Origin of the sequence: Streptomyces spinoverrucosus (assembly GCF_006539505.1) — a bacterium.
Classification (GTDB): Bacteria; Actinomycetota; Actinomycetes; order Streptomycetales; family Streptomycetaceae; genus Streptomyces; species Streptomyces spinoverrucosus.
In genome coordinates this window covers 1-23,066 of record NZ_BJND01000035.1, presented here as the reverse complement: position 1 = coordinate 23,066, position 23,066 = coordinate 1, and the positions used below count along the sequence as shown (strand labels likewise).

Genomic DNA, 23,066 nt, shown 5'->3' with positions numbered 1-23,066 from the left:
CGTGCCCCCTAGTCGAGCGGTCCGCCGGCGACGTACAGCACCTGGCCGGAGACGAAGCCGGCCGCGTCGCCCGTGAAGAAGGCGATGGCGTTGGCGATGTCTTCGGGCTCGCCGACGCGCTGGACGGGGATCATGGAGGCCGCGGCGGCCTTGAAGTCCTCGAAGCCCATGCCGACCCGCTCGGCGGTCGCGGCGGTCATGTCGGTGGCGATGAAGCCGGGGGCGACGGCGTTGGCGGTGACGCCGAACTTGCCGAGCTCCTTGGCGAGGGTCTTGGTGAAGCCCTGCAGACCCGCCTTGGCGGCCGAGTAGTTGACCTGGCCGCGGTTGCCGAGCGCGGAGGACGAGGAGAGGTTGACGATCCGGCCGAAGCCCGCGTCGACCATGTACTTCTGGCAGGCCTTCGACATCAGGAAGGCGCCGCGCAGGTGCACGTTCATGACGGTGTCCCAGTCGACGACGCTCATCTTGAACAGCAGGTTGTCGCGGAGCACGCCCGCGTTGTTGACGAGGATCGTCGGCGCGCCGAGCTCCTCGGCGACGCGGGCGACGGCCGCCTCGACCTGCGCCTCGTCGGAGACGTCGCAGCCGACCGCGATGGCCTTGCCGCCGGCCGCGGTGATCTTCTCCACGGTGTCCTTGCAGGCGGCCTCGTCGAGGTCGAGCACGGCGACCGCGCGGCCCTCGGCCGCCAGGCGTACGGCGGTGGCGGCGCCGATGCCGCGCGCGGCGCCGGTGACGACTGCGACCCGCTGCTCAGTGGTGGACATTGCTGCTTCTCCTCGCCCTTGGGATGCGGCTCAGCGGCACACTCTCCGATGAGCGACCGCTTAGTACCTTCAGCAGACGTGACGCTAGAAGCCCTGGCACCCGGTGTCAACGGCCCATCGGGTGCATGTGATCCATCACCTCACGAGCAGGTCGAGCAGCCGTTCGGTCTCGGCCACCGGATCGGCGGTGAGCCCGGTGTGTACGGGCCCGGGCTGGACGACCGTGGAGCGGGGCGCAATCAGCCAGCGAAAACGCCGCCCGGCGTCGTCCCCCACCGCCTGCCCGGCCGCCTCCCCGCCCCCGCACACGCCCTCCACCGCGCGCAGCGCGGCACGCACGCCGGCCACGTCCGCGTCCGGGTCCAGGGCCAGCAGCCGCGCCTCGTCCAGGTGGGTGCGGGCGCCGACGTACGCCTTGGCGCGGCAGTACACGAGCACCCCCGCGTTGATGCACTCGCCGCGCTCGATGCGCGGTACGACGCGCAGCAGGGCGTACTCGAAGACATCCCGGCCGCCGCCCTGACCGGCCCTGGTGATGTGGCGCTCGATCGGCTCGCTCACTTGACCCCCTCGATGCGTTCGTGGATGACGGCGGCACGCGCGAACAGCTCGTGTGCGTAGGCCCGGCGCAGGTCGTCCGGTGTGTCGAGGCCGGGCTCGCCGGTCAGCCAGGCGTCGGGGATCTCGGCGGTGACCTCGGCCAGCAGTTCCTCGGTGACCAGGGGTGCGAGCGCGGCGGCGGCCGCGGCGACGTCCGGCGCGAAGGAGTGCAGGGCGTGGTCGGAAGCGTCGTACGGGCGGGCGGCGAAGGCCGCGGCGCCGGGCCAGTTGTGGTGCCAGATCATGGTGGCGCCGTGGTCGATGAGCCACAGCTCGCCGTGCCACATCAGCAGGTTGGGGTTGCGCCAGGAGCGGTCGACGTTGTTCACCAGCGCGTCGAACCAGACAATCCGGCCGGCCTCCTCGGGGCTCACCGTGAAGGCGAGGGGGTCGAAGCCGAGCGCCCCGGACAGGAAGTCCATGCCGAGGTTGGTGCCGCCGCTGGACCTGAGCAGCTCCTGGACCTGCTGTTCGGGTTCGCCGAGCCCGAGGACCGGGTCCAGCTCGACGGTCGCCAGGCGGGGCACGCGGAAGCCGAGCCGGCGGGCGAGTTCGCCGCAGACGACCTCCGCGACGAGTGTCTTGCGGCCCTGCCCGGCGCCGGTGAACTTCAACACGTACGTCCCGAAGTCGTCGGCCTCGACGAGTCCCGGCAGCGAGCCGCCCTCACGCAGCGGTGTGATGTAGCGGGTCGCGATGACTTCCTTGAGCATCGCCCCAGGCTACTGGGGTGTTCGGGTGAAAGTTCGCCGTGGCGGTTGAACCCGGGCCGTCTTGCGGCCGTACTGCTGAACAGATCAGCTAGGAGATCAGGCAACGTCCGCGGAAGGAAACGTCAGCATGTCCAGCGAATCGCTTCACACCGAGTCGGGTCCGGCCCGTCGTACCGTCATGGCGGCGGCCGGGGCCGCCGGGCTCGCCGTCGCGCTGACCGCGTGCGGGTCGGGCGACGACTCGTCCGGATCCGGTTCCGAGTCCGGTGCCGAGTCCGGTTCCGAGTCCGGTGCCGGGGCCGGTGCAGGCGCCGGGGTCGGCACTGTCCTCGGCAAGACCGCCGACGTCCCCGAGGGCGGCGGGATGGTCTTCGGCGACGTGGTGGTCACCCAGCCGGCGGCGGGCGACTACAAGGCGTTCTCCTCCAAGTGCACCCACCAGGGCTGCGCGGTGAAGGACGTCAGGGACGGGGTCATCATCTGCCCCTGTCACGACAGCCACTTCTCCGCCACCGACGGCAGCGTGAAGAAGGGCCCGGCGACCCAGCCACTGGCCGCCGAGAACATCACCGTGGAGGGGGACGAGATCCGTCTCGTCTGACGGTCAGCGGCGACGCGGCCGTTTGAAGCAGCCGAGCACCTCGTCCGTGGTCGCGACCGTGGCGACCAATGCGAGGGTGTTGCGGATGATCGCGGGGGTGTAGTCGGCGGGCACCCCCGCGACGGCGTCGGCCGGCACCACGGCCGTGTAGCCGAGGTTCACCGCGTCGAACACCGCGTTGGGCACGGCCACGTTGGCGGAGACGCCGGTGACGATCAGAGTGCGGCAGCCGAGGTTGCGCAGCAGCGCGTCGACGTCGGTGCCGTGGATCGGCGACAGGCCGTGCAGCCGTCGTACGACGAAGTCCTCGTCGGCGACCTCGATGGGAGCCGCGACGCGCACCGCCGTGGTGCCGGCCAGCTGCTGGACGGGCAGCCGTTCGGCGGCGCGGAACAGGCGGGCGTTGCGGCTCGCGCCGCGGCCGTCGGGGCGGCGTTCGGCGATGGCGTGGATCACCTGGATGCCGCTCTCGTGGGCGGCGGCCACCAGCCGGGCCACATTGCCGAGGGCGCCCGAGGAGCGGAACTCCTTCGCCAGTTCCGGCAGGGCGCTGTCCGGGCCGACGACGCCCTGCTGGCACTCGACGGTGAGGAGCACCGTGGTCGCGGGGTCGAGCAGTTCGCTGAGCTGTTCGGACGACGGCATGGTGCCCCCTGCTGGCCGACGGTGTGGGAGCGGGTGAGATTAACCACCATTGCACGGGGACGGAAGACGGCCCATCCTTTCTGACATACCGTCAGGTGCCGTTCTTTCGATGGGAAGTCGAGGGGAAACACATGACAGCCACTCAGCGCCGGGGCCGGAAGATCATGATGACGCCCGGTGAGCTGGACGAGTTCCTGACCAGCCAGCGCACCTGCCGGGTCGCCACGGTGTCGGCCGACGGGGCGCCGCACGTGAGCACGCTCTGGTTCGCCTGGGACGGCACGTCGATGTGGCTGTACTCCGTGGTGCGCAGCAAGCGGTGGGCCGATCTGCGCCGCGATCCGCGGGTGGCGATCGTGGTCGACACCGGTGAGGAGTACGACGAACTGCGCGGCGTCGAGCTGTCCGGGACCGTCGAGTTCGTGGGCGAGATCCCGCGCACCGGGGAGCTGTGCGCCGAACTCGACGTGCCGGAGACGTTGTTCGCCCGGAAGAACTTCGGGCTGGACGAGATGCCGCACGACGGGCGGCACGCGTGGGTGCGGCTCACGCCGTCGAAGACGGTGTCCTGGGATTTCCGCAAGCTGGGGTCGCTCTAGCGGGCGGTCAGCCGACGCTCTCCCCCGCCGCCCGCAGCGCCGCGACCGCCGCCCGGATCGACGGGCGGCGGTCGGCGTCCGCCCGCCAGACGACGTACACATGCCGCCGCACCCGCTGCTTCAGCGGCACGGTGACGACTCCGGCGGGCATCGGATGACGGCCCAGCAGCGGGGCGATGCACACGCCCAGCCCCGCGGCGACCAGCGCCAGCTGGGTGTGTGTCTCGGCGGCGCGGTGGCCGAGGATCGGCTCGACGCCACGCGAGCGCAGGGTGAACATCAGCCACTCGTGGCAGAACTCGCCCTGGCCCCAGGTGATCCACTCGTCCTCGGCGAACTCCCCCAGGTCCACCTCGTCCCGGCGGGCGAGCGGATGCCCGGCGGGCATCGCCACATCGGCGGGGTCGTCCAGGATCGACGCCTTGACCAGGCCGTCCGGCAGCGCCATCGGCTTGTTGTACCAGTCCAGCACCACCGCGAGGTCGAGGTCGCCGCGCACCACGCCCTGGATGCCGGGCTCCGGCTCCAGCTCGCAGGTGCGCAGCCGCAGCCCGGGATGCGCGGCGCGCAGTGTGGCGAGCGCGGTGGGGAACAGTCCGCGCGCGGCGGTCGGGAACGCCGACAGGCGCAGCTCACCGGCGACCTGGCCGCGCTGGGCCTCCAGGTCGGACTGGGCGAGGGCGACCTGCGACAGGATGCGCGCCGCGTGCTCGGCGAGCAGCCGGCCGGCGTCGGTGAGCCGGACGCCCCGCCCGTGCTTGGCAAGCAACTGCTGGCCGACCTCGCGCTCCAGCTTGGCCAGCTGCTGGGAGACGGCCGAGGTCGTGATGTGCAGCCCTTCGGCGGCGCCGCTCACCGAGCCGTGCCGGGCGAGAGCGTCGAGGGTGCGGAGACGGTCCAGGCTCAACATGTAAGCAATGCTACGAGGTTCAGCGTGCGAAATCTCGCTTGTGCTACGAGATTGTTTCCAGCAGGGTTGCTTCCGTGACCACCGCCATGACCAAAGCCACCCACGGTCCTCTACGCACCCCGGCCGCCCGCCGCACGATCGACTGGCGAATCCGCTTCGCCGCCCTGTCGCTGGTCTGGGGATTCAGCTTTCTGCTCATCAAGGTGGGCACCGACGGCTACGCCCCCTTCCAGGTGACCCTCGGCCGTCTGGTGTTCGGTACGGCGGTACTCGCGGCGGCGCTGGCCATGAAACGCGAGCGGCTCCCGCGCGGGGCGCGCACCTGGGCCCATCTGACGGTCGCCGCGTTGCTGCTCAACGCGCTGCCGTTCTCCCTGTTCGCCTACGCCGAGCTGACCATTCCGTCCACGCTCGCCGGCATCTGCAACGCCACCTCACCGCTGTGGGGCATGGCCCTGTCCCTGGTCGCCCTCTCCGAGGACCGGCCCACCCGGGTCCGGGTCGCCGGTCTGGGCCTGGGCTTCCTCGGAGTGCTCACGGTGCTCGGCGCCTGGCAGGGCTTCACCGGCGTCGACCCCACGGGCACGGCCCTGGCGCTGCTGGCCTCGCTCAGCTACCCGATCGGATGGATCTACGTCCGCCGCACGTTGGCCGGGTCCAGCGACTCGCATCTGTCCCTGACCGGGGCCCAGTTGCTGCTGGCGACGCTCCAACTGGCGGTCGTCACACCGCTGTTCACGAGCATGCCGACCCGTTTCCCGGTGGTGCCGCTGCTCGCCGTCGCGGCCCTGGGCACCCTGGGCACGGGCCTCGCGGTGCTGATCCAGTACGGCCTGGTCGCCGAGGTCGGCCCGACCACCGCCCAGATGGTCACCTACTTCATCCCGGTCATCGCCACGGCCGCGGGCGTCGCCATCCTCGGCGAATCCCTGACGTGGTCGACGCCGGTCGGCGCGGTGATCGTCCTGGCGGGGGCGGCGTTGACGCAGGTGCGGTCGCGGGGCTGATACGGCGGGCCCGGGGGCCTGACCCGGCTCAGTCCTTCGGCGAGCTCGCTCAGTCCTTCGGCGTGCCGATCCGCAGCCGGTTGCCGTCGGGATCGCGCAGTTCGACCTCGCGGGCCCACGGGGCCTCATGCACCGGCACGCCGAACTCGGCGGCGACCTCGTCGACGTCGGCGAGCCGGAGATAGACCAGCGTGTCGGGCCGGGCGTCGCCGGTGTGCTCCGACAGGAACAGGCTCACCGGCCCCCGGGCCACCTCCACGAACGCGGGGAGCCCCGGCTCGAAACGGTGCTCCCACTGCTGGGCGAAGCCCAGGCGCTCGTACCAGCGGACCGCTGCGGCGGCGTCGGCCACCCGCAGGATCGGGATGACGTCCTCGTCCATGCCGCCATCGTTCCAGACGGCGCTCCTAGACGTAGCTGCGCACCGGCGCCGGGCGGACGGCGGCCGCGATCGCGTCGGCCAGCGGTTCCGTCTCGGCGTCGGTGAGTGTCGAGACGGTGACCCGGATGCCGGGCGGGGCGCTCATCCGGAAGCGGGCGCCGGGGGCGACGGCCCACCCGGCGTGCAGCAGCCGGGCGACGGCCGCCGTCTCGTCCGGCACCGGGATCCAGACGTTCAGGCCACTGCGCCCGTACGCCGTCACCCCGCGCCGCGCGAGCGCGTCGATCAGCGCGTCCCGGCGCCGCCCGTACGCCGCCGCCACCGCCGCCGGGTCCACCGCGCCGTCGGCCCACAGCCGCGCCACCGCCCGCTGGGTGATCCGGCTGACCCAGCCGGGCCCGAGCCGCTGCCGTCCACGCACCCGATCCAGCGTGACCTCGTCACCGGTGAGCACGGCGAGCCGCAGGTCGGGGCCGTAGGCCTTGGCCGCCGAGCGGACGAAGGCCCAGTGCTGGGTGACGCCGGCCAGGGGGTGCAGGGGCAGGTCGACGATGCCGTGGCCGTGGTCGTCCTCGATCAGCAGGGTCGCCGGATGCCGTCGGAGCACCGAGCGCAGGGCACGCGCGCGTGCGGCGGTCAGCGCGGCGCCGGTGGGGTTCTGCGCGCGGTCCGTGACGACGAGGGCCCGGGCGCCCGTCTTGAGGGCGCGCTCCACCTGCTCGGGGAGCGGTCCGTCGTCGTCGAGGGCGACGGGGAGGGTGCGCAGGCCGAGCGCGGGGACCAGGTCGAGCAGGCCGCCCCACCCGGGATCCTCCACGGCGACGGCGTCCCCGGGCTTCAGGTGGGCCGCCAGGACCCGCTCGATGGCGTCCAGCGAGCCGGAGGTCACCGCGATCGGGCCCGCCGGCACTCCCCCGGCGTCCAGCTCGGCCCGGGTGAGGCGGGCCAGTTCGGGCTCCACCGGGTCGTCCCCGTACAGCACCGGCGCCCGGTCCGCCGCGTCCGCGAAAGCCGCCGCCAGCGACGGCAGCAACGCCGGGTCCGGGTTCCCGGCGGCCATGTCCCGCACGCCCGCCGGTACGTCCACCCCGAGCTCCTCGCGCCCGGTGGTGGCCGGTTTGTGCCGCACACGGCTGCCGCGCCGACCGTCGGTCTCGATGACCCCGCGCTCCCGCAGGATCCGGTAGGCGGCGGCCACGGTGTTCGGGTTCACACCGAGCCGGGCGGCCAACTCCCGCAGGGGCGGCAGCAGTTGCCCGGGCTCCAGCTCGCCCGCGGCCACCGCGCGCTCCACACTCGCGGAAATCTCCGCTGCGCCCCGGCCTTTGATCGGATACTCTCCTAGCACAAAGCCAAGTATGCACTAGTGCAATGGGGATGCCAAATGCAGGAGACCCAGGAGACGACGCGGGGCGCCCGGGAAGCGACGCCGCCTCCCGCCGCCTACACCCCGACCGACCGCACCGTCCCCACCCGCTCCGCGGACCGCGCGTCGTACGACAAGGAGCTGGTGCACGCGATACTCGACGAGGGCTACGTCTGCCACCTCGGCTTCGTCCGCGACGGCGCGCCGGTGGTCCTGCCGACGCTGTACGGCCGGGTCGGCGAGCGGCTCTACGTGCACGGCTCGACCGGCTCGCGCCCACTGCGGATGACCGGCCAGGCCGATCCGGGCCTCCCGGTGTGTCTGACGGTGACGCATGTCGACGCCCTGATCCTGGCCCGCTCGGCCTTCCACCACTCGATCAACTACCGCTCCGTCGTGGTGCACGGCATCGCCCACGACGTCACGGATCCCGAGGAGAAGCGGCTGGCGCTGGACGCGCTGGTCGACCATGTCGTGCCGGGCCGCTCGCGCGACTCCCGGCCCGCCAACAAGAAGGAACTCGCCGCCACCGCCGTCATCCGCCTCGACCTCGACGAGGTCTCCGCCAAGCTGCGCACCGGCGGCGTCAACGACGAGCCTGAGGACCTGGCCCTCCCCCACTGGGCGGGAGTGGTCCCGCTGCGCAAGGGCTACGAGACGCCGGTCCCGGACGCCGATCTGGCGCCCGGGACCGAGGTGCCCGACTACCTCGCGGTGCCGTGACCCACGGGGGTCGGCCCGCCCCGGGGAGGTGCCGACCCCAGTGCGCCCTGCGACGGGCTGTCAGCCGATAGTTGGCTCGGACCGCGCCGCGCGTGCCTCGGAAACCACGAGCCCGCGACCGAGCCCAGCATCAGCAGGGTGCCGATCAGGGTGGCGGTGGTGAGCTGTTCGCCGAGCAGGGTGACGGCCAGGACCGCCGCGCTGACCGGCTCCAGCAGCATGATCACGGACACGGTGGCCGACCGGACGACGGCCGCGCCCGCGAAGTAGAGGGCGTAGGCGAGCGCCGTGGGGATCGCCGCGATGTACACCAGGAGCCATAGCAGCAGGGCGGGTTCGGCGGTGTGCGGCACCAGCCCCTCCGCCAGCGCGAACGGCAGCAGGCACAGGGTCGTGACCGCGAACGCCCAGACGGTGGTGTCGGAGGCGTCCGCGCCGCCACGGCGGCCCCAGTAGCGGGTGAGCAGGGTCATCGCGCAGTACCCGGCGGCGGACAGCAGCGCGAGCACGACGCCCCACGGGCGTACGGCGGTGTCCTCGCCGCCGAGTACGAGCACCCCGAGTCCGGTGAGCGCCCCGGCGACAGCCAGGACGCCGGGGCGACCGAGCCGCTCGCCCATGGTCAGCCGCGCGCCGAGCGCGATGAGGACGGGACCGGCACCGAGGGTGACGACGGTCGCGACGGCGAGGCCGGTGGCGTCCACGGCGGCGAAGTAGGCCGTCTGGAACGCCGCAAGCCCGAGTCCGGTGGCACCGGCCCGGAGAGCCTTGCGGGCGAGCGGTTCGGGGGCGGCCGTGGTGGATCGCGGGTGCGGGGCTTCGGAGGTGGCCGAGGTGGCTCGCGGGCGCGAGGTTTCGGAGCCAGCCGAGGTCGCTCGCGAGCACAGGGTTCCGGAGGCGGCCGCGGTGGCTCGCGGGCGCGGGGTGGGAGCCGCGCCCGGACGCGGACGCAGGGCGGGGCCCCCGCCGGGACGCGGGCGCAGCTGACGCGCCGCGAGCAGCAGGAGCAGGCCGGCCGCGCAGCGCCAGAAGGACAGGGCGACGGAACCCATGTCGCTGGCGCGGTAGACCAGCGAGGCGGCCGCGCCCGCGGTGCCCCAGGCGGCACCGGCGACGATCAGATACAGGAGGCCTCGCCCGACGGGCAGGCCGGAAGCAACAGTGGACACGCGTGTTCTCCGCAGTTGCGCAGGAGCGCAGAAGATCGGGAAGGACCACCGCTCAGCGGGGTCCGCGGACGTCTTCCGCGGGCAGCACCGTTCGGCCCGGCAAGATCACGCCGAGCAGGGATGTCCGGAGGGCCCGCCTCAGGCGGCCGGAGGCGGAAGAACGCGTGCGTCCGAATGCATGGTCAGCACCTTACGTAGCCGTACCCCGGGCCGACAACTCGCGTTCGGGCCCGCCACCGGCCGCCACCGGCTCCGCAGACCCCTTCGCGGGCGTCGACGACTGCGCGATGAACGCCCCGACGAGAACCACCACGCCGCCCACGATCTGCGGCGCCGAGAGGTGCTCCCCGAGCAGCACCCAGGCCAGGACGGTCGCGATGACCGCCTCCAGGCACGCCACCACGCCCGCGACCTGCGGGGAGAGCCGGCGCACGGAGAGCACGCCGGTGACGTACGCGACGACGGTCGCGACCAGCACGATCCAGGCCAGCAGTGCGACGGCCGGGACGGCGGTGCCGTCCATGTGCGCGGAGTCCGCGAGCACCGACCAGTCCATGCCCCAGGGGCGGGCCACGACGGTCAGCACGGCGGCGCCGATCAGGAGGCCGTAGGCGATCACGCCCAGCGGGTCCGGGGCGTCGGCGCCGGAGTCGCTGCCCTGGTCGGACAGCACGAAGTAGCCGACCTGGCAGCAGGCTGCGCCGAGCGCGAGCAGCAGCCCGAGGGCGTCGAAGCCGAGTCCGGACCACACCTCGACCACGCAGGCGAGGCCGCCGACCGCGAGGACCACGCCGAGCGCCGCCGCACGCGTCACCGGCCGCCGCTGCACGAACCGCACCCAGCCGAGCACCAGGGCCGGCGCGAGGTACTCGACGAGCAGCGCGACACCGACCGGGATGCGGGAGATCGCGGCGAAGTAGCAGGCCTGCACACCGGCGACGGCCAGCAGTCCGAACCCGGCGAGCAGCGCGGGGCGGCGGCGCAGCAGCGCGCGGTGGCGCACGGCGAGCGGCAGCATCACCAGGGCCGCCCCGGCCACCCGCAGCCACACCACGTGCAGCGGGTCGAGGCCCGCCTCGATCAGCGGCTTGGCCGCGACTCCCGATCCGCCGAAGGCGAGGGCCGACCCGAGCGCGAGCGCGAGCCCGGCACCCTTGCCGCGGCCGCCCCGACTGCTGACTGACGTATGCACCCGGACATGATGACAGGCGACGACATGACCGTCACCCCTGATGACTCCTGTCTCACCGGCTGGACGTCCGGCATCGGTCAGCAACCGGCTTCGGCGCCCCCGACGTACTCCTGTGAGCCGTGCTCGATCCGCATGAACAGCTCGGGCACGTCCACCCCGGCGCGCTCCAGCACCTCCACGGCCCGCGACCGGGGGTCCACCACGATCCCCGCGAGCAGATCGACGCCGTGGGCCGGGCCGTCGCCCCGACGGGCGGCCCGCTCACCGGCGTACGACATCGCCGTGGCGGCCAGCGGCGAGTAGCCCGCGTCCCCGGTCACGACCGGGATCGCGCCGGAGTCCTCGACGGTGCTCTGCCAGCGCAGGCCGTAGCCGATGCTGCGCTGCACGAGATAGCCGAGCAGCCGGGCGATCTGGGGCTCGCCGTCGAAGGCGGCGCGCACCTGGGGGTCGTACTCCAGGAGCGAATGGAGCAGATGGGCGGTGTCGATCTGCCGGTCCCCGTCCCGCACGGCCCGCCTGCGAGCAGCCGCGACCACCGCTGCCAGCTCGGCGCTGAGCCTGGCATCGTTGTCCACACCGGACTGTTCGTCGGCCTGCTGCCGGGGGATCGGGAATTGCACACCCCTACCCCATCAGCCCCCTTGGATCCCGTCATCCCCAGCCAGAACCATTTTCGCGTCCCACACCCAGCGGACATCACCGGCGGGAATCTCCTCCTTACGGATGACATCAGGCCGTATCGGCCATGGGGGCGTGCGCCGCCTTGCCATGCACCCCCAACGCGGCCATCATGCCCCGTCGACCGTCCCGCACCGCTCACACCGCGGAGCGCGTGTGAGAGCGTCTGAGCGCGTCCACATTTCCTGACGGTTCATCAGTATTGAATGTTGCAGGCCCTGCGGCTACGTTCCGCGACACCGAAGCCCGACACGAAGGGGTGGTCGCATGGCCGAAGTCAGCGCGGAGGCACGCATCGGGGCGCCGGCCGAGAAGGTGTGGGCCCAGCTCACGGACTGGTCCGCGTACGGGGAGTGGAACGCGACCCACACCAGCTTCCCCAAGGGCGGACCCGCCGTACTGGAGGTCGGCGCGACTTTCCAGGAGAACATGAAGCTCATGGGCTTCCCGGCCGAGGTCGAGTGGACCGTGGAGGAACTGACACCGGCCCGGGTGCTGGCCATCCGCGGCAAGGGGCCGATGTCCGTCACGGTCGCCACGCGCTACACACTGACCCCCGACGGCGACGCCACGACGGTGCGCATCGACGGGGAGTTCACAGGCGCGGCGGTCTCGCTGATGGCGGGCAAGCTCAAGGACTCGGCGACGGCCGCACTGAACGAGTCGCTGCGCAAGCTGGCGGGGCTGGTGGCCTGAACGAACGGCAGGCAAAGCGCCCCGCGGATCGCTCCACGGGGCGCCTGTGGTGCCGTACGGCTGCTGTCAGTCCTCGTCGGCGAGGATCAGATACAGCTTCTTGCGGGCCTCGTTGATGACCGTGAGCGCCTTCTCGCGCTGCTCCTTGTCGCCGGTCTTCCAGACCTGGCTGAAGGCCTCCATCAGACCGAAGCCGGCCTGGCGGATCTCGCTGAGGGCCTCCCAGTCGACGCCGCGCGAGGCCTCTTCCCAGGGGGCGTCCGGGCCTTCCTCGGCGGCCGTGCGGCCCGCCTCGGTGAGCGAGAACAGCTTCTTGCCGCCCTCGGTCTCGCTGGCGATCAGCCCCTCGTCCTCCAGTAGCTGGAGGGTGGGGTACACCGAGCCGGGGCTGGGCTTCCACGCCCCGCCGCTGCGCTCGGCGATCTCCTGGATCATCTCGTAGCCGTGCATCGGCCGGTCCTTCAGCAGGGCGAGGATCGACGCGCGTACGTCACCGCGCCGCGCCCTCCCCCTGGGCCCGCCGCGCCCTCGTCCGCCCCAGGGGCCGGGACCGAAGCCGCCGAAACCGCCCGGGCCGCCGTGGTGGCCGAAGCCGTGTCCGCCCGGCCCGAAGGGGCCGAAGGCCGCACGCCGTCCGTCGAAGTCGCCCCGACCGCGCCGGGGACCGCCGTGACCGTGTCCATGCTCGTATCCGTGGCTGTGCATTGCCATCACTCCAAACGTTCGTTGATCTAGCGCAGATCTACCGTTGACCTGTCGCGATGCCTCAACGATATATCGGAAGCAGTCGGCTGGCAACCCTCACCGACAGACAGCCGCATCCAGAAACGGTCCAGAGATCGCGAATTGGCCTTGGTCTGCGGCTTCGGCCGCTCCTACCGTCATGGCCATGCGGATTCGAATCGTCGATGCCTTCACCGACCGCCCCTTCGCCGGCAACCCGGCCGGGGTCCTTCTCCTCGACGCCTTCCCCGAGGACGACTGCCTGCAGAAGGTGGCCCTGGAGGTCAACCACGCCGAGACGGCCTACGCCCACCCGCTGCCCGAGGGGGGCGAGGCCGACTGGGCGCTGCGCTGGTTCACTCCGGCGACCGAGGTCGCGATGTGCGGCCACGCCACGCTCGCCACGGCCCACGTCCTGCACACCACCGGCGCCCACGAGGGCCCGGTACGGTTCGCCACCCGCAGCGGCGTCCTCATGGCGACGCCCCACGACGACGGCTCGATCACCCTGGACTTCCCCACCGCCCCGCTCACGCCCGTCGACGCGCCCGAGGGGCTCGCCGAGGCCCTGGGCGCGCAGCCGCGGGCGGTCTTGGACACCGGCCCGAACGTCGGTGACCTGCTGGTGGAGCTCGCCGACGAGAAGACCGTCCACGCCCTGCGCCCCGACCACAAGGCCATCGCCGCCCACTCGACGCGCGGCATCATCGCCACCGCCCGCGCCGAGGACCCGGCCCTCGGGTACGACTACGTCTCCCGGTGCTTCTTCCCGAACGTCGGCATCGACGAGGACCCGGTCACCGGCAGCGCCCACACCGCGCTGGCCCCGTTCTGGTCCGAGCGCCTCGGCCGCGCCGAGCTGACCGGCCTGCAGGCATCGCCCCGCTCCGGCCGCGTGCGCACCGAACTGCGCGGCGAGCGCACGCTGCTGAGCGGCCGGGCGGTGACGGTGATCGAGGGCGAGCTGCTCGCCTGACGGCGCCTCAGGCCGTGGGCAGCCAGTCCACCTTCCCGGCGAGCAGGGCGTACCCCACGAACGCCCCGATGTCGAGCAGCGAGTGCGCGACCACCAGGGGGCCGACGCGGCCCCAGCGCCGGTAGAGGTAGACGAAGACGACGCCCATCACCATGTTGCCGATGAAGCCGCCGATGCCCTGGTAGAGGTGGTACGACCCGCGCAGCACGGAGCTGGCCGCCAGCGCGGCGCCGCGCGACCAGCCCAACTGGTCGAGCCGGCGCAGCAGGTAGCCGACGACGATGACCTCTTCGAGGATCGAGTTCTGCAGGGCCGAAAGGATGAGCACCGGGTACTTCCACCACACGTCGGGCAGGGCCTCGGGGACGACCGTGAGGTTGAAACCGAGGCCGCGTGCGGCGAGGTAGAAGGCGATGCCGGTGCTGCCGATCACCGCGGCGATGGCGGCTCCGCGCCCGAGGTCGGGCCAGGGGCAGGTGCGGTCGAAACCGAGGGTCTTCAGGCTCTGCCCCTCGCGCAGCAGGAAGTGCGCGACGAGGGCGACGGGGATCAGCGCGGTGGTGATGCCGAACAGCTGCCAGGCCAGATCGAGCCAGGGGCGGCCGGGGGCGGCGGAGGCGTTGAGGGTGGCGGCCTGGTCCTTCAGCCCACCGGGTTTGGTGACGGACCCGACGAAACTGATGACGGCGGACACGGCGCTGGCGCCCAGCGAGACACCGAGCACGAGCAGGGTCTCGTCCCGCAGCACCCGCCGCGACGGCACCTCGCCCGACGCGGCCCCATCCACGGTCCCCGCCTCACCCTGCACGCCTGCCTCCAGTCGAGTGGTCGCGTAACGCCCCCATCATGGACTGTCGACGACCGCGACCAGGCAGCAGGGGCCGACGGCCCCATGAGTTGCCGTGCACATCTCTTCTCCGCCGCAGCGGCATCGCCGGTCTGTGCCGTCGTGGTCACCCCAACTGCGCAGCCTCCGGCAACCCCACCGGCCACGTATGCACCGGCTCCCCCTGATGCATCAGCTCCGCATAGCGGCGCGTCGTCGCGGCCAGCGCGGCTTCGCGGGACAGACCGCTCTCCAGGGCCCGGTGGAAGGTCGCGACCTGCCAGGACGCCCCGTTCACCCGACGTCGGCAACGCTCGTCGATCACGCCGAGGTAGAGGTCCCGGTCGGCCGGTTCGACACCCCACGCGTCCAGCCCGACCTCGGCGAGCGGCAGCAGTTCGTCGCGGACGAGACTCACCGCGTCGACCTCGGTCGTGCCGCCGTACCGCCCCCGCCGCGGCCAGGTGAAGCGCGCCTCGATGCCGTACCGGCACGCGGCGTCGAAGTTGGCCGCGGCCGCCTCGAAGGGCAGCCGGGTCCACACCGGCCGGGAGTCCTCGGCGAGCGCGCGGATGACGCCGTAATAGAAGGCGGCGTTGGCGATGACGTCGGTGATGGTCGGCCCGGCGGGCAGGACGCGGTTCTCGACGCGCAGGTGGGGGACGCCGTCGGCGATGCCGTAGACGGGCCGGTTCCAGCGGTACACCGTGCCGTTGTGCAGCACCAGCTCGGCGAGCTTCGGTACGCCGCCCGCGTCGAGCACGGCCAGCGGGTCCTCGTCGTCGCAGATCGGCAACAGTGCGGGGTAGTAGCGCAGGTTCTCCTCGAAGAGGTCGTACGCCGAACTGATCCACCGCTCCCCGAACCAGGTGCGCGGCCGGACCCCCTGCGCCTGGAGCTCGGGCGGGCGGGTGTCGGTGGACTGCTGGAACAGCGGCGGCCGGGACTCGCGCCACAGCTCCCGGCCGAACAGGAAGGGCGAGTTCGCGCCCATCGCTATCTGCGCGGCGGCCGCCGCCTGCGCGGCGTTCCACACGTCGGCGAACCGCCCCGGCGTGACCTGAAGGTGCAGCTGCACGGACGTGCAGGCGGCCTCCGGCGCGATCGACTTCGACGTGCAGGTCAGATGCTCCACACCGTCGATGTCCAGCGTGAAGTCCTCGCCCCGGGCGGCCACGATCTGGTCGTTGAGCAGGACGTAGCGGTCCACGTCGGACAGGTTCGAGGAGACCAGATCGTCCCGTTCGAGGGTCGGCAGAATACCGATCATCACGATTCCGGCGTCCACCTCGCCCGCTTTCCGGTGGGCATATGCCAGGGACGTACGGAGCTCTTCCGCGAGCCGATCGAATACCCGCCCACCAAGTCGATGTGGGGCTATGTTGACTTCCAGGTTGAACATGGCGAGTTCTGTTTGGAAATCTCGGCTCGCGATTCTTTCAAGGACCTCCCCATTGAGCATTCTGGGCAGACCGTCGGCGCCGGCGAGATTGAGTTCGATCTCCAGCCCCATGAGGTTCTTCGGCCGGTCGAACCGCTTCTCCTCCAGCAGTCGCTCCAGCCCCCGCAGACACTGCCGGAGCTTCGTGCGGTAGCGCTGGCGATCGGACAGGTCGAACGCGCCCGCCACGACCTTCTCCCCCATCGAAGCGTCCCTCCTCGGTGGGCGGGCCGAAGATCCGGCCGCCGGTGTCCGGGTCAGGGTGGATGATGCCCAGCCCGAGCGATCCATAACGCCCCCGGTGAACGGCCGCAGTCGCTACTCTGGTCACTTGGGCCAAAGAAGATCGGTGGCACATTCACCGGGCATGGGGCAGCGAGCACTTTTCGCCGCCGAGGACCTCGTGAAAAACGCCGACGAGAATTGGCCGACCGCGGTGCGGGCATTCCCCGAGGTCATCGCCGTGCACCCCCTGTGGAATCGGGATGATTTCCACGTATCACCGACCGAATGAACTCTTGTGCGAGTGCCCGGAAGCGGTTAGACGAAACACCGGCTGAACAAATGTCGTATAAACTCGGTCGACAGGGCAGAAGGCTGGCGCCATGGTCGGAGGAAACTGTCGTCGTGATCACGCCCGGCAGGCCTCACACCCACCATCGCTTCGCAGACCCGGCCCCCGCCTCTCTGTCCCCGTGAGCTGACAGCGCCGTCCGCCCCCGCCCCCTCGCGCCGCCCTGCCTGTCGAATGAGAGGCGACCCACCATGCCGCTGCATGTCCCTCCGGCTCCCGCGCCCGCACTTCGCTCCGTCCTCACGGCCCTCGGTTCCCCCACCGCGGTCCGCGAGGCCCGAACCCCCGCCCTGCGCAGCGCCCAGGGCCCCGTCACGCCCGAGCTGCCGCTGCCGGTCCATGTACTGGAGCGGATCACGGCCAAGGGCGAGCCGGTCACCCGACTGGCAGGCTGGCGTTTCCTGATCCGCTCCGGCGACCACGTGGTGGCCGCGGCGGAGACGATGCTGACGCCGGACGGCTGGGCGTTCTCGCACTTCTTCGAAGGGCCGTACATCGTCTCCACCGAGCGCGCGCTGCGCCAGGCCGAGACGCTCACCCAGTCGTACCAACCCCGCCTGCTGTCCGTGCCGGGCCTTTACATGCTCACGCTCTGGCTGCACGGCGACTGCACCTCCGACGGCACCGCCGGCCACCCCGCGGCGACCGATCTGCTCGTCCCGCTGGCCCCGGCCCCGCCCGGCATCGCGGCCAACCGCCCGCACCGGTTCGCCGAGCTGCTCCCGGTGCTGACCCCCCGGGTGCCGCCGGCCCCGCCCACCCCACTGCTCGGCTCACCGGCCTGACAGCCGACCGGACGTCACGCAGCGAACTCCGTCTCCCGTACCCCGCCGCCGGACTCCGGGTGGCGGGGTACGCCACTGTTTCCGGCGTTTCAGGCGGGGCAATTCGCTCGTCGGAGCCCTCTACAACTCACCCGAGCAAAAACACTCGCTCGCACGAGTGCCCAATCGCTCGTACGAGACGAAAAACTGCCCGCCCCGCCCGGACTAGCCCCATCCGGCCACCCCGAACCACCCGATGGGACAGTGCAGTTGGGATGAACCATCCGCGCGGGTGAGGCGTCATCAACCTGTGAAGAAGCGGTGCAGCGAAATCCCTGCGGAAAGTCGCCCGTAGGGCAACACTGGGTTCGACCGACTTATCGCAAACGGGGGCGGCCATGAACGACACAACAGAGCGAAAGATCCCTTCCATGTGCCAGCACCAACCACCGTGCCCGACCGCCGACTCCGCCGACCGGGAATCCGCCCGTCTCGTGGCGCACCACCCGGAGCAGGGCTGGAGCCTGCTGTGCAACGGTGTCGTGCTCTTCGAGGACACCGGTGAGCTCCTGCCGGACGGCCAGATCATCGCCCCGCACCGGCTGCCGGCCGGCAGCCAGGTGATGACCGCCGCCTGAGCAGCACCAGGGCGGCGCCACCGCGCACCGCCCGGACACACCTGGGGCCGGACGCGATTCCCACCGCGCACCGGCCCCGACGCGTGTCCGGATGCCGTCACTCCCCGTGGTCGCCCGCACCCGGATCGGGCACATAGGGGGTGGCGACTACAGGCCTACGTCCCTGCTGCGGATGTCCGCCAGCGACTCCCGGCGGACGAGCAGCCGGGCGTGGCCGTCGGCCACGGCGGCCACCGGTGGGCGGCCGACCAGGTTGTAGCCGGAGGCCATGGACAGGTGGTAGGCGCCGGCCACGGGGACGGCGAGCAGGTCGCCGGGGCGTACGTCGGCGGGTAGTTCGACGTCGGCGGCCAGGACGTCACCCGCCTCGCAGTGCCGGCCGACGACGGTCATCCGGGCCATGGGTGCCGTGCTGAGGCGGCCGGTGAGGCGGGGGGCGTAGCGCACGCCGTACAGGGCGGGCCGGGGGTTGTCGCTCATGCCGCCGTCGACGGCGACGAACAGGTGCGGGCCGGTGCGCTTGACGGCCAGGACGCGGTACAGGGCGATGCCCGCCGGGCCCACGATCGCCCGGCCCGGTTCGACGAGCAGGCGGGGCACGTCCAGCCCGGCCGCCGTGCAGGCCTCGGTCAGCTCCGCGCGGATACGGCGGGCCAGGGCGGTGACGTCCAGGGCCGGTTCGCCGGGCCCGTAGGCGATGCCGTGGCCGCCGCCGAGGTCGAGCTCGGACAGGATCAGGCCGTGCTGGTCGTACAGCCGGGCCATCAGGCCCACCATGCGGCGTACGGCAGCCAGGTACGGCTTGACGCTGGTGATCTGCGAGCCCAGGTGGCAGTGCAGGCCGGTCAGTTCGAGCTGCGGCCGGCCCAGGATGCGGGCGATGGCGTGCTGGGCCCAGCCGTCGGAGAGGGAGAGGCCGAACTTCTGGTCGTCGGTGCCGGTGCGGATCTTGTCGTGGCCGCCGGCGCCGATGCCGGGCACCACGCGGACCATGACCTTCTGGTGGCCCTCGGGCCCCACCGCCGCGGCCAGCCGGGAGATCTCCGAGGGGCTGTCGATGACGATCCGGCCGACACCGAGGCGCAGCGCGGTCCGCAGGTCGTGCGGCGACTTGGCGTTGCCGTGCAGCACGATCCGCTCGGGCGGGAAGCCGGTGGTGACCGCGAGTTCCAGCTCACCGGCGGAACAGACGTCGAGACCGAGCCCCTCCTCGGCCATCCAGTGGACCACGGCCCGGCACAGGAACGCCTTGGCCGCGTACAGGACGTCGGCGTCGGGGAAGGCGTGCAGATACGTGCGGCAGCGCTCGCGCACCTCGCCCTCGTCGAGGACGTAGACGGGGGTGCCGAAGCGGTCGGCGACCTCGGCGAGCGGTACGCCGGCCACCGTGAGGTCGCCAGGGCGGGGTTCGGTGGTGGACGCGGGCCACACCGACAGGTCGGTGCGCACGGGTTCGTGAAGTGTCGTCATCGCGCGGTCCCTTCGGCCGGGGTGAGGGCCGCCTCGGAGTCCCAGCTCGGGAGCGGCCGGGGGGCAGGTGCGGAGAACGCCGGGTCCACCGTGACGGCGGTGACACCGAGCGGGGCGGTCAGTTCGCGCAGGGCGGGTTCGGCGAGCCTGATCCAGCGCTGCCCGGTGCCGAGTACGGCAGCCAGGCTGCGCGCGGACGTGAAGGCGACGGCCGTACGGTCGCCGAGCGGTGTGCGGAAGACGCGTACCGCACACCCGGCCGGGCCCGGCCGGACCGGGACGAACAGTGGTCCGGCCGGGAACGGATCAGAGGGCTCGGGGTCGTCGCCGCAGAGGAGTTCGGTCATGGATGCCTCCGGAGGAGTCAGTGTGAGGGCCCCGGACGCGGGGAGGCGGACCGGGGCTCGCCTTCGACGCTATGCCCGGCACCCGGGGGCCCGGGCCACCCCCTGACGCGATGCTGACGCCGTTCAGGCCGACGCTGATGGTGTGTTGACACCGTCCGTACGCCCCTGGGCCACCACAGCCGCGCCCCGGCCGGGCGCCATCCGCAGGCTCAGCACCATCGTGAGCCCGCCGCCGGGTGTGTCCTCGGCGTTGAGGGTGCCGCCCATGGCCTCGGCGAACCCGCGGGCGACTGCGAGGCCGAGGCCGACTCCGGCCCCGCGCGGGGCGTCGCCGTACCGCTGGAACGGCTCGAAGATGCGGTCCTTCGCCTCGTCGGGCACGCCCGGTCCCCGGTCCACGACCCGCACCTCGACGCGGTCGGCGATGGCGCTGGCGGCGACCAGCACGGGCGTACCGTCCGGGCTGTACTTGACCGCGTTCTCCACCACGTTGGCGACCGCCCGCTCCAGCAGGCCCTTGTCGACGTGGACCATCGGCAGGGTCTCGGGGACGTCCAGTTCGACGCTGTCCTCGGGGACCCCGCCGAGTGCCATCGGCACGACCTCGTCGAGGTCGACCTCGCGGATGATCGGCGTGACCGTGCCGGTCTGCAGGCGCGACATGTCGAGCAGGTTGCCCACCAGATGGTCGAGGCGGTCGGCGCCCTCCTCGATCGCCTCCAGGAGGTCCGCCTGGTCCTGCTCGGACCACTCGACGTCGTCCGAACGAAGCGAGGTGACCGACGCCTTGATACCGGCGAGAGGCGTACGAAGGTCATGGCTGACGGCGGCGAGCAGCGCCGTACGGATGCGGTTGCCCTCGGCCAGCGTGCGGGCCTGGTCGGCCTCCTCCTGGAGGCGGCGGCGGTCCAGTACGACCACGGCCTGGGCGGCGAACGCGGCCAGGACGCGCCGGTCCTCGGCGGGCAGCACCCGGCCCGTCAGGGCGAGCGACATACGGTCGCTGACCGGCATGTCGACCTCCGCGTCCTCGGGGCACCCGGCCGGACGCGGTCCCACGCTGCCCGCGCAGGTCCAGGGCGCCACCTCGCTCTCGCGCTCCAGCAGCGCCACCGACTCCATGCCGAAGGTCTCCCGCACCCGCTCAAGCAGGGCCTCCAGGCTGGTCTCGCCGCGCAGCACGTTGCCGGCGAGGAAGGAGAGGATCTCCGACTCCGCCCGCAGTCGGGCGGCCTGGTGCGTGCGCCGGGCGGCGAGGTCGACCACCGACGCCACGGACACCGCGACGCCGATGAAGATCGCGATGGCGACAATGTTCTTGGGGTCGGCGATGGTCAGGGTGTGCACGGGCGGCGTGAAGTACCAGTTCAGCAGCAGCGAGCCGACGACGGCAGAGGCCAGCGCCGGGAGCAGCCCGCCGAGCAGCGCCGCCGCCACCGTCAGCGAGAGGAAAAGCAGCATGTCGTTGGCGAGGCCGACGCTTGGAGCGACGCTCGTCAGCAGGAAGGTGAGCAGGACCGGGCCGAGCGCCCCGACGAGCCAGCCCCACAGCAGGCGCAGCCCGCCGAGGCGCGCGCCGCGCGCGACGGGCAGGCCACGTCCCTTGCCCGCCTCGTCGTGCGTGATGAGGTGAACGTCGAGGTCGGGACCGGACTCTCGGGCGACCGTCGCGCCGACGCCCGGTCCGAAGACGTACTGCCAGGTCTTGCGGCGGGAGACGCCGAGGACGATCTGGGTAGCGTTCACGCCGCGCGCGAAGTCCAGCAGCGCGGCCGGTATGTCGTCGCCGATGACATGGTGGAAGGTGCCGCCGAGATCCTCCAAGAGGGTGCGCTGGACCGCGAGTTCCTTCGGTGAGGCGGCCGTGAGGCCGTCGCTGCGCGCTATGTAGACGGCCAGCACCTCGCCACCGGCGCCCTTCTCCGCCAAGCGGGCGGCACGCCGGATCAGGGTCCGCCCCTCCGGACCACCGGTCAGACCCACCACGATCCGCTCCCGCGAACCCCAGATCTTCGACACCCGGTGCTCACTGCGGTACTGCTTCAGATACTCGTCGACCCGGTCCGCCACCCACAGCAGCGCCAACTCGCGCAAGGCGGTCAAGTTCCCCGGGCGGAAGTAGTTCGACAGGGCCGCGTCCACCTTGTCGGGCTTGTAGATGTTCCCGTGCGCCATACGGCGGCGCAGCGCCTGCGGCGACATGTCGACCAGCTCGATCTGGTCCGCCCGCCGCACCACCTCGTCCGGCACGGTCTCCCGCTGCCGGACCCCCGTGATCGACTCCACGACGTCACCCAGCGACTCCAGGTGCTGGATGTTGACGGTGGAGATCACGTCGATGCCGGCCGCGAGCAGTTCCTCCACGTCCTGCCAGCGCTTGGCGTTGCGCGAGCCGGGGATGTTGCTGTGGGCGAGTTCGTCGACGAGCACCACCTTCGGCCGGCGGGCCAGGACCGCGTCGACGTCCATCTCGGTGAACACCGTGTCGCGGTAGTGCAGTTCCCGGCGCGGGACCTGTTCCAGGCCGTGCAGCATCACCTCGGTGCGCGGCCGGTTGTGGTGTTCCACGAAGGCCACCACGCAGTCCGTGCCGCGCTCGATACGCCGGTGCGCCTCGGACAGCATGGCGTACGTCTTGCCCACGCCGGGTGCCGCACCGAGGTAGATCCGCAGCTTGCCGCGTGCCATGTTCATCCTTCGAAGCGGTAACCCATGCCGGGTTCGGTGATGAGATAGCGAGGGTGCGAGGGGTCCGCTTCCAGCTTGCGGCGCAATTGGGCCATGTAGACCCGGAGGTAGTTGGTCTTGTTGCTCTGGGAGACCCCCCAGACCTCCTGGAGCAGGTGCTTCTGTGTGATGAGCCGGCCGGGGTTGGTGACCAGGATCTCCAGCAGATGCCATTCGGTCGGGGTGAGCCGTACGTCGTGGCCGTCCCGCACGACCTTCTTGGCGAGCAGGTCGATGGTGAACTCGTCCGTCTCCACCTGCGTGGTCTCGGGGGCGAGCGGGGTCTCCTCGGTGCGGCGTACGGCGGCCCGCAGACGGGCCATCAGCTCGTCCATGCTGAACGGTTTGGTGACGTAGTCGTCGGCTCCCGCGTCCAGCGCGGCGACTTTCTCGTCGGACGCCTGACGGGCCGACAGCACCAGGATGGGCACGCGGGTCCAGGCACGTAGCGCCTTGATGACGTCGACGCCGTCCATGTCGGGCAGCCCGAGGTCGAGCATGACGACGTCGGGCTGGCGGGCGGCCG

26 protein-coding genes are annotated in these 23,066 nt (G+C 71.8%); 9 read left to right on the top strand and 17 right to left on the bottom strand.

Annotated features, from left to right (window positions below; translation table 11 throughout):
- Positions 1–8 precede the first annotated feature (8 nt).
- The 3 genes from fabG to SSP24_RS23345 all read right to left on the bottom strand — a co-directional run bounded on the left by fabG (position 9) and on the right by SSP24_RS23345 (position 2,083).
- Positions 9–770 (bottom strand): 3-oxoacyl-ACP reductase FabG, encoded by a 762-nt coding sequence (fabG, locus tag SSP24_RS23355; protein ID WP_141311641.1) that lies wholly within the window; start codon positions 768–770, stop codon positions 9–11.
- A gap of 135 nt (positions 771–905) precedes the next feature.
- Positions 906–1,331: a DUF3037 domain-containing protein gene (locus tag SSP24_RS23350; RefSeq protein WP_229866288.1), complete on the bottom strand. Its 426-nt coding sequence runs from the start codon at positions 1,329–1,331 to the stop codon at positions 906–908.
- On the bottom strand, positions 1,328–2,083 hold the full coding sequence (locus tag SSP24_RS23345) for a HipA family kinase (RefSeq protein WP_141311640.1): 756 nt from the start codon (positions 2,081–2,083) through the stop codon (positions 1,328–1,330). Before SSP24_RS23345 ends, SSP24_RS23350 begins: the two co-directional genes overlap by 4 nt.
- Positions 2,084–2,210: 127 nt before the next feature.
- On the opposite strand from SSP24_RS23345, the gene SSP24_RS23340 reads away from it, so the two are divergent.
- Positions 2,211–2,684, top strand: coding sequence for a Rieske (2Fe-2S) protein (locus tag SSP24_RS23340; RefSeq protein ID WP_141311639.1), 474 nt, complete (start codon positions 2,211–2,213; stop codon positions 2,682–2,684).
- A gap of 3 nt (positions 2,685–2,687) precedes the next feature.
- On the opposite strand, the gene SSP24_RS23335 is transcribed toward SSP24_RS23340, so the two are convergent.
- Positions 2,688–3,329 (bottom strand): cysteine hydrolase family protein, encoded by a 642-nt coding sequence (locus SSP24_RS23335; RefSeq protein ID WP_141311638.1) that lies wholly within the window; start codon positions 3,327–3,329, stop codon positions 2,688–2,690.
- A gap of 131 nt (positions 3,330–3,460) precedes the next feature.
- On the opposite strand from SSP24_RS23335, the gene SSP24_RS23330 reads away from it, so the two are divergent.
- Positions 3,461–3,928 carry a pyridoxamine 5'-phosphate oxidase family protein gene (locus SSP24_RS23330; protein WP_141311637.1) on the top strand — a complete coding sequence of 156 codons (468 nt, stop codon included), beginning with the start codon at positions 3,461–3,463 and terminating at the stop codon, positions 3,926–3,928.
- A gap of 7 nt (positions 3,929–3,935) precedes the next feature.
- On the opposite strand, the gene SSP24_RS23325 is transcribed toward SSP24_RS23330, so the two are convergent.
- Complete coding sequence (locus tag SSP24_RS23325; RefSeq protein ID WP_141311636.1) at positions 3,936–4,838, bottom strand: LysR family transcriptional regulator; 903 nt, start codon at positions 4,836–4,838, stop codon at positions 3,936–3,938.
- Between the two features lie 86 nt (positions 4,839–4,924).
- Between SSP24_RS23325 and SSP24_RS23320 the strand changes: the two genes are divergently transcribed.
- Positions 4,925–5,845, top strand: coding sequence for a DMT family transporter (locus SSP24_RS23320; RefSeq protein ID WP_174864698.1), 921 nt, complete (start codon positions 4,925–4,927; stop codon positions 5,843–5,845).
- A 49-nt stretch (positions 5,846–5,894) separates the two neighbouring features.
- On the opposite strand, the gene SSP24_RS23315 is transcribed toward SSP24_RS23320, so the two are convergent.
- On the bottom strand, positions 5,895–6,227 hold the full coding sequence (locus SSP24_RS23315) for a glyoxalase superfamily protein (protein ID WP_141311634.1): 333 nt from the start codon (positions 6,225–6,227) through the stop codon (positions 5,895–5,897).
- A 25-nt stretch (positions 6,228–6,252) separates the two neighbouring features.
- Positions 6,253–7,575, bottom strand: a complete 1,323-nt coding sequence (locus tag SSP24_RS23310) for an aminotransferase class I/II-fold pyridoxal phosphate-dependent enzyme (RefSeq protein ID WP_141311633.1) — start codon at positions 7,573–7,575, stop codon at positions 6,253–6,255.
- A 36-nt stretch (positions 7,576–7,611) separates the two neighbouring features.
- Between SSP24_RS23310 and SSP24_RS23305 the strand changes: the two genes are divergently transcribed.
- Positions 7,612–8,316, top strand: a complete 705-nt coding sequence (locus SSP24_RS23305; RefSeq protein ID WP_141311632.1) for a pyridoxamine 5'-phosphate oxidase family protein — start codon at positions 7,612–7,614, stop codon at positions 8,314–8,316.
- Here the strand turns inward: SSP24_RS23305 and SSP24_RS23300 are convergent.
- From SSP24_RS23300 to SSP24_RS23290, 3 genes are all read right to left on the bottom strand, one after another.
- On the bottom strand, positions 8,298–9,485 hold the full coding sequence (locus SSP24_RS23300) for a DMT family transporter (RefSeq protein ID WP_141311631.1): 1,188 nt from the start codon (positions 9,483–9,485) through the stop codon (positions 8,298–8,300). The genes SSP24_RS23305 and SSP24_RS23300 overlap by 19 nt on opposite strands.
- A gap of 190 nt (positions 9,486–9,675) precedes the next feature.
- Positions 9,676–10,677 (bottom strand): EamA family transporter, encoded by a 1,002-nt coding sequence (locus tag SSP24_RS23295; protein ID WP_174864697.1) that lies wholly within the window; start codon positions 10,675–10,677, stop codon positions 9,676–9,678.
- Positions 10,678–10,754: 77 nt separating this feature from the next.
- Positions 10,755–11,300, bottom strand: a complete 546-nt coding sequence (locus SSP24_RS23290) for a Clp protease N-terminal domain-containing protein (protein WP_141311630.1) — start codon at positions 11,298–11,300, stop codon at positions 10,755–10,757.
- Positions 11,301–11,625: 325 nt separating this feature from the next.
- On the opposite strand from SSP24_RS23290, the gene SSP24_RS23285 reads away from it, so the two are divergent.
- Entirely contained in the window at positions 11,626–12,054 is a 429-nt protein-coding gene (locus tag SSP24_RS23285; protein WP_141311629.1) for a type II toxin-antitoxin system Rv0910 family toxin, read from the top strand.
- 66 nt (positions 12,055–12,120) lie between these two features.
- On the opposite strand, the gene SSP24_RS23280 is transcribed toward SSP24_RS23285, so the two are convergent.
- Positions 12,121–12,759, bottom strand: coding sequence for a PadR family transcriptional regulator (locus SSP24_RS23280; RefSeq protein WP_141311691.1), 639 nt, complete (start codon positions 12,757–12,759; stop codon positions 12,121–12,123).
- Positions 12,760–12,943: 184 nt separating this feature from the next.
- On the opposite strand from SSP24_RS23280, the gene SSP24_RS23275 reads away from it, so the two are divergent.
- On the top strand, positions 12,944–13,753 hold the full coding sequence (locus SSP24_RS23275; protein ID WP_141311628.1) for a PhzF family phenazine biosynthesis protein: 810 nt from the start codon (positions 12,944–12,946) through the stop codon (positions 13,751–13,753).
- A 7-nt stretch (positions 13,754–13,760) separates the two neighbouring features.
- Here the strand turns inward: SSP24_RS23275 and SSP24_RS23270 are convergent, their stop codons facing one another.
- Positions 13,761–14,561 carry a CPBP family intramembrane glutamic endopeptidase gene (locus tag SSP24_RS23270; protein WP_141311627.1) on the bottom strand — a complete coding sequence of 267 codons (801 nt, stop codon included), beginning with the start codon at positions 14,559–14,561 and terminating at the stop codon, positions 13,761–13,763.
- A gap of 145 nt (positions 14,562–14,706) precedes the next feature.
- A complete protein-coding gene (locus tag SSP24_RS23265; protein ID WP_141311626.1) occupies positions 14,707–16,224 on the bottom strand; it encodes a glutamate-cysteine ligase family protein in 1,518 nt (505 codons plus the stop codon).
- 163 nt (positions 16,225–16,387) lie between these two features.
- On the opposite strand from SSP24_RS23265, the gene SSP24_RS42965 reads away from it, so the two are divergent.
- The 3 genes from SSP24_RS42965 (at position 16,388) to SSP24_RS23255 (ending at position 17,996) form a co-directional block, all read left to right on the top strand.
- Positions 16,388–16,534, top strand: a complete 147-nt coding sequence (locus SSP24_RS42965) for a hypothetical protein (protein WP_167529672.1) — start codon at positions 16,388–16,390, stop codon at positions 16,532–16,534.
- A gap of 251 nt (positions 16,535–16,785) precedes the next feature.
- On the top strand, positions 16,786–17,379 hold the full coding sequence (locus SSP24_RS23260) for a hypothetical protein (RefSeq protein ID WP_141311625.1): 594 nt from the start codon (positions 16,786–16,788) through the stop codon (positions 17,377–17,379).
- 410 nt (positions 17,380–17,789) lie between these two features.
- Positions 17,790–17,996: a DUF5999 family protein gene (locus SSP24_RS23255; protein WP_141311624.1), complete on the top strand. Its 207-nt coding sequence runs from the start codon at positions 17,790–17,792 to the stop codon at positions 17,994–17,996.
- A gap of 147 nt (positions 17,997–18,143) precedes the next feature.
- Here the strand turns inward: SSP24_RS23255 and lysA are convergent, their stop codons facing one another.
- From lysA to SSP24_RS23235, 4 genes are all read right to left on the bottom strand, one after another.
- Positions 18,144–19,466 (bottom strand): diaminopimelate decarboxylase, encoded by a 1,323-nt coding sequence (lysA, locus tag SSP24_RS23250; RefSeq protein ID WP_141311623.1) that lies wholly within the window; start codon positions 19,464–19,466, stop codon positions 18,144–18,146.
- The gene (locus SSP24_RS23245) at positions 19,463–19,813 is read right to left on the bottom strand and encodes an SAV_915 family protein (protein ID WP_141311622.1); all 351 of its coding nucleotides are present in this window, start codon (positions 19,811–19,813) and stop codon (positions 19,463–19,465) included. Before SSP24_RS23245 ends, lysA begins: the two co-directional genes overlap by 4 nt.
- A 123-nt stretch (positions 19,814–19,936) precedes the next feature.
- A complete protein-coding gene (locus tag SSP24_RS23240; protein WP_229866290.1) occupies positions 19,937–22,501 on the bottom strand; it encodes a DUF4118 domain-containing protein in 2,565 nt (854 codons plus the stop codon).
- 2 nt (positions 22,502–22,503) lie between these two features.
- Positions 22,504–23,066: winged helix-turn-helix domain-containing protein (locus tag SSP24_RS23235; protein ID WP_141311621.1), on the bottom strand; the 563-nt coding region annotated here is incomplete at its 5' end.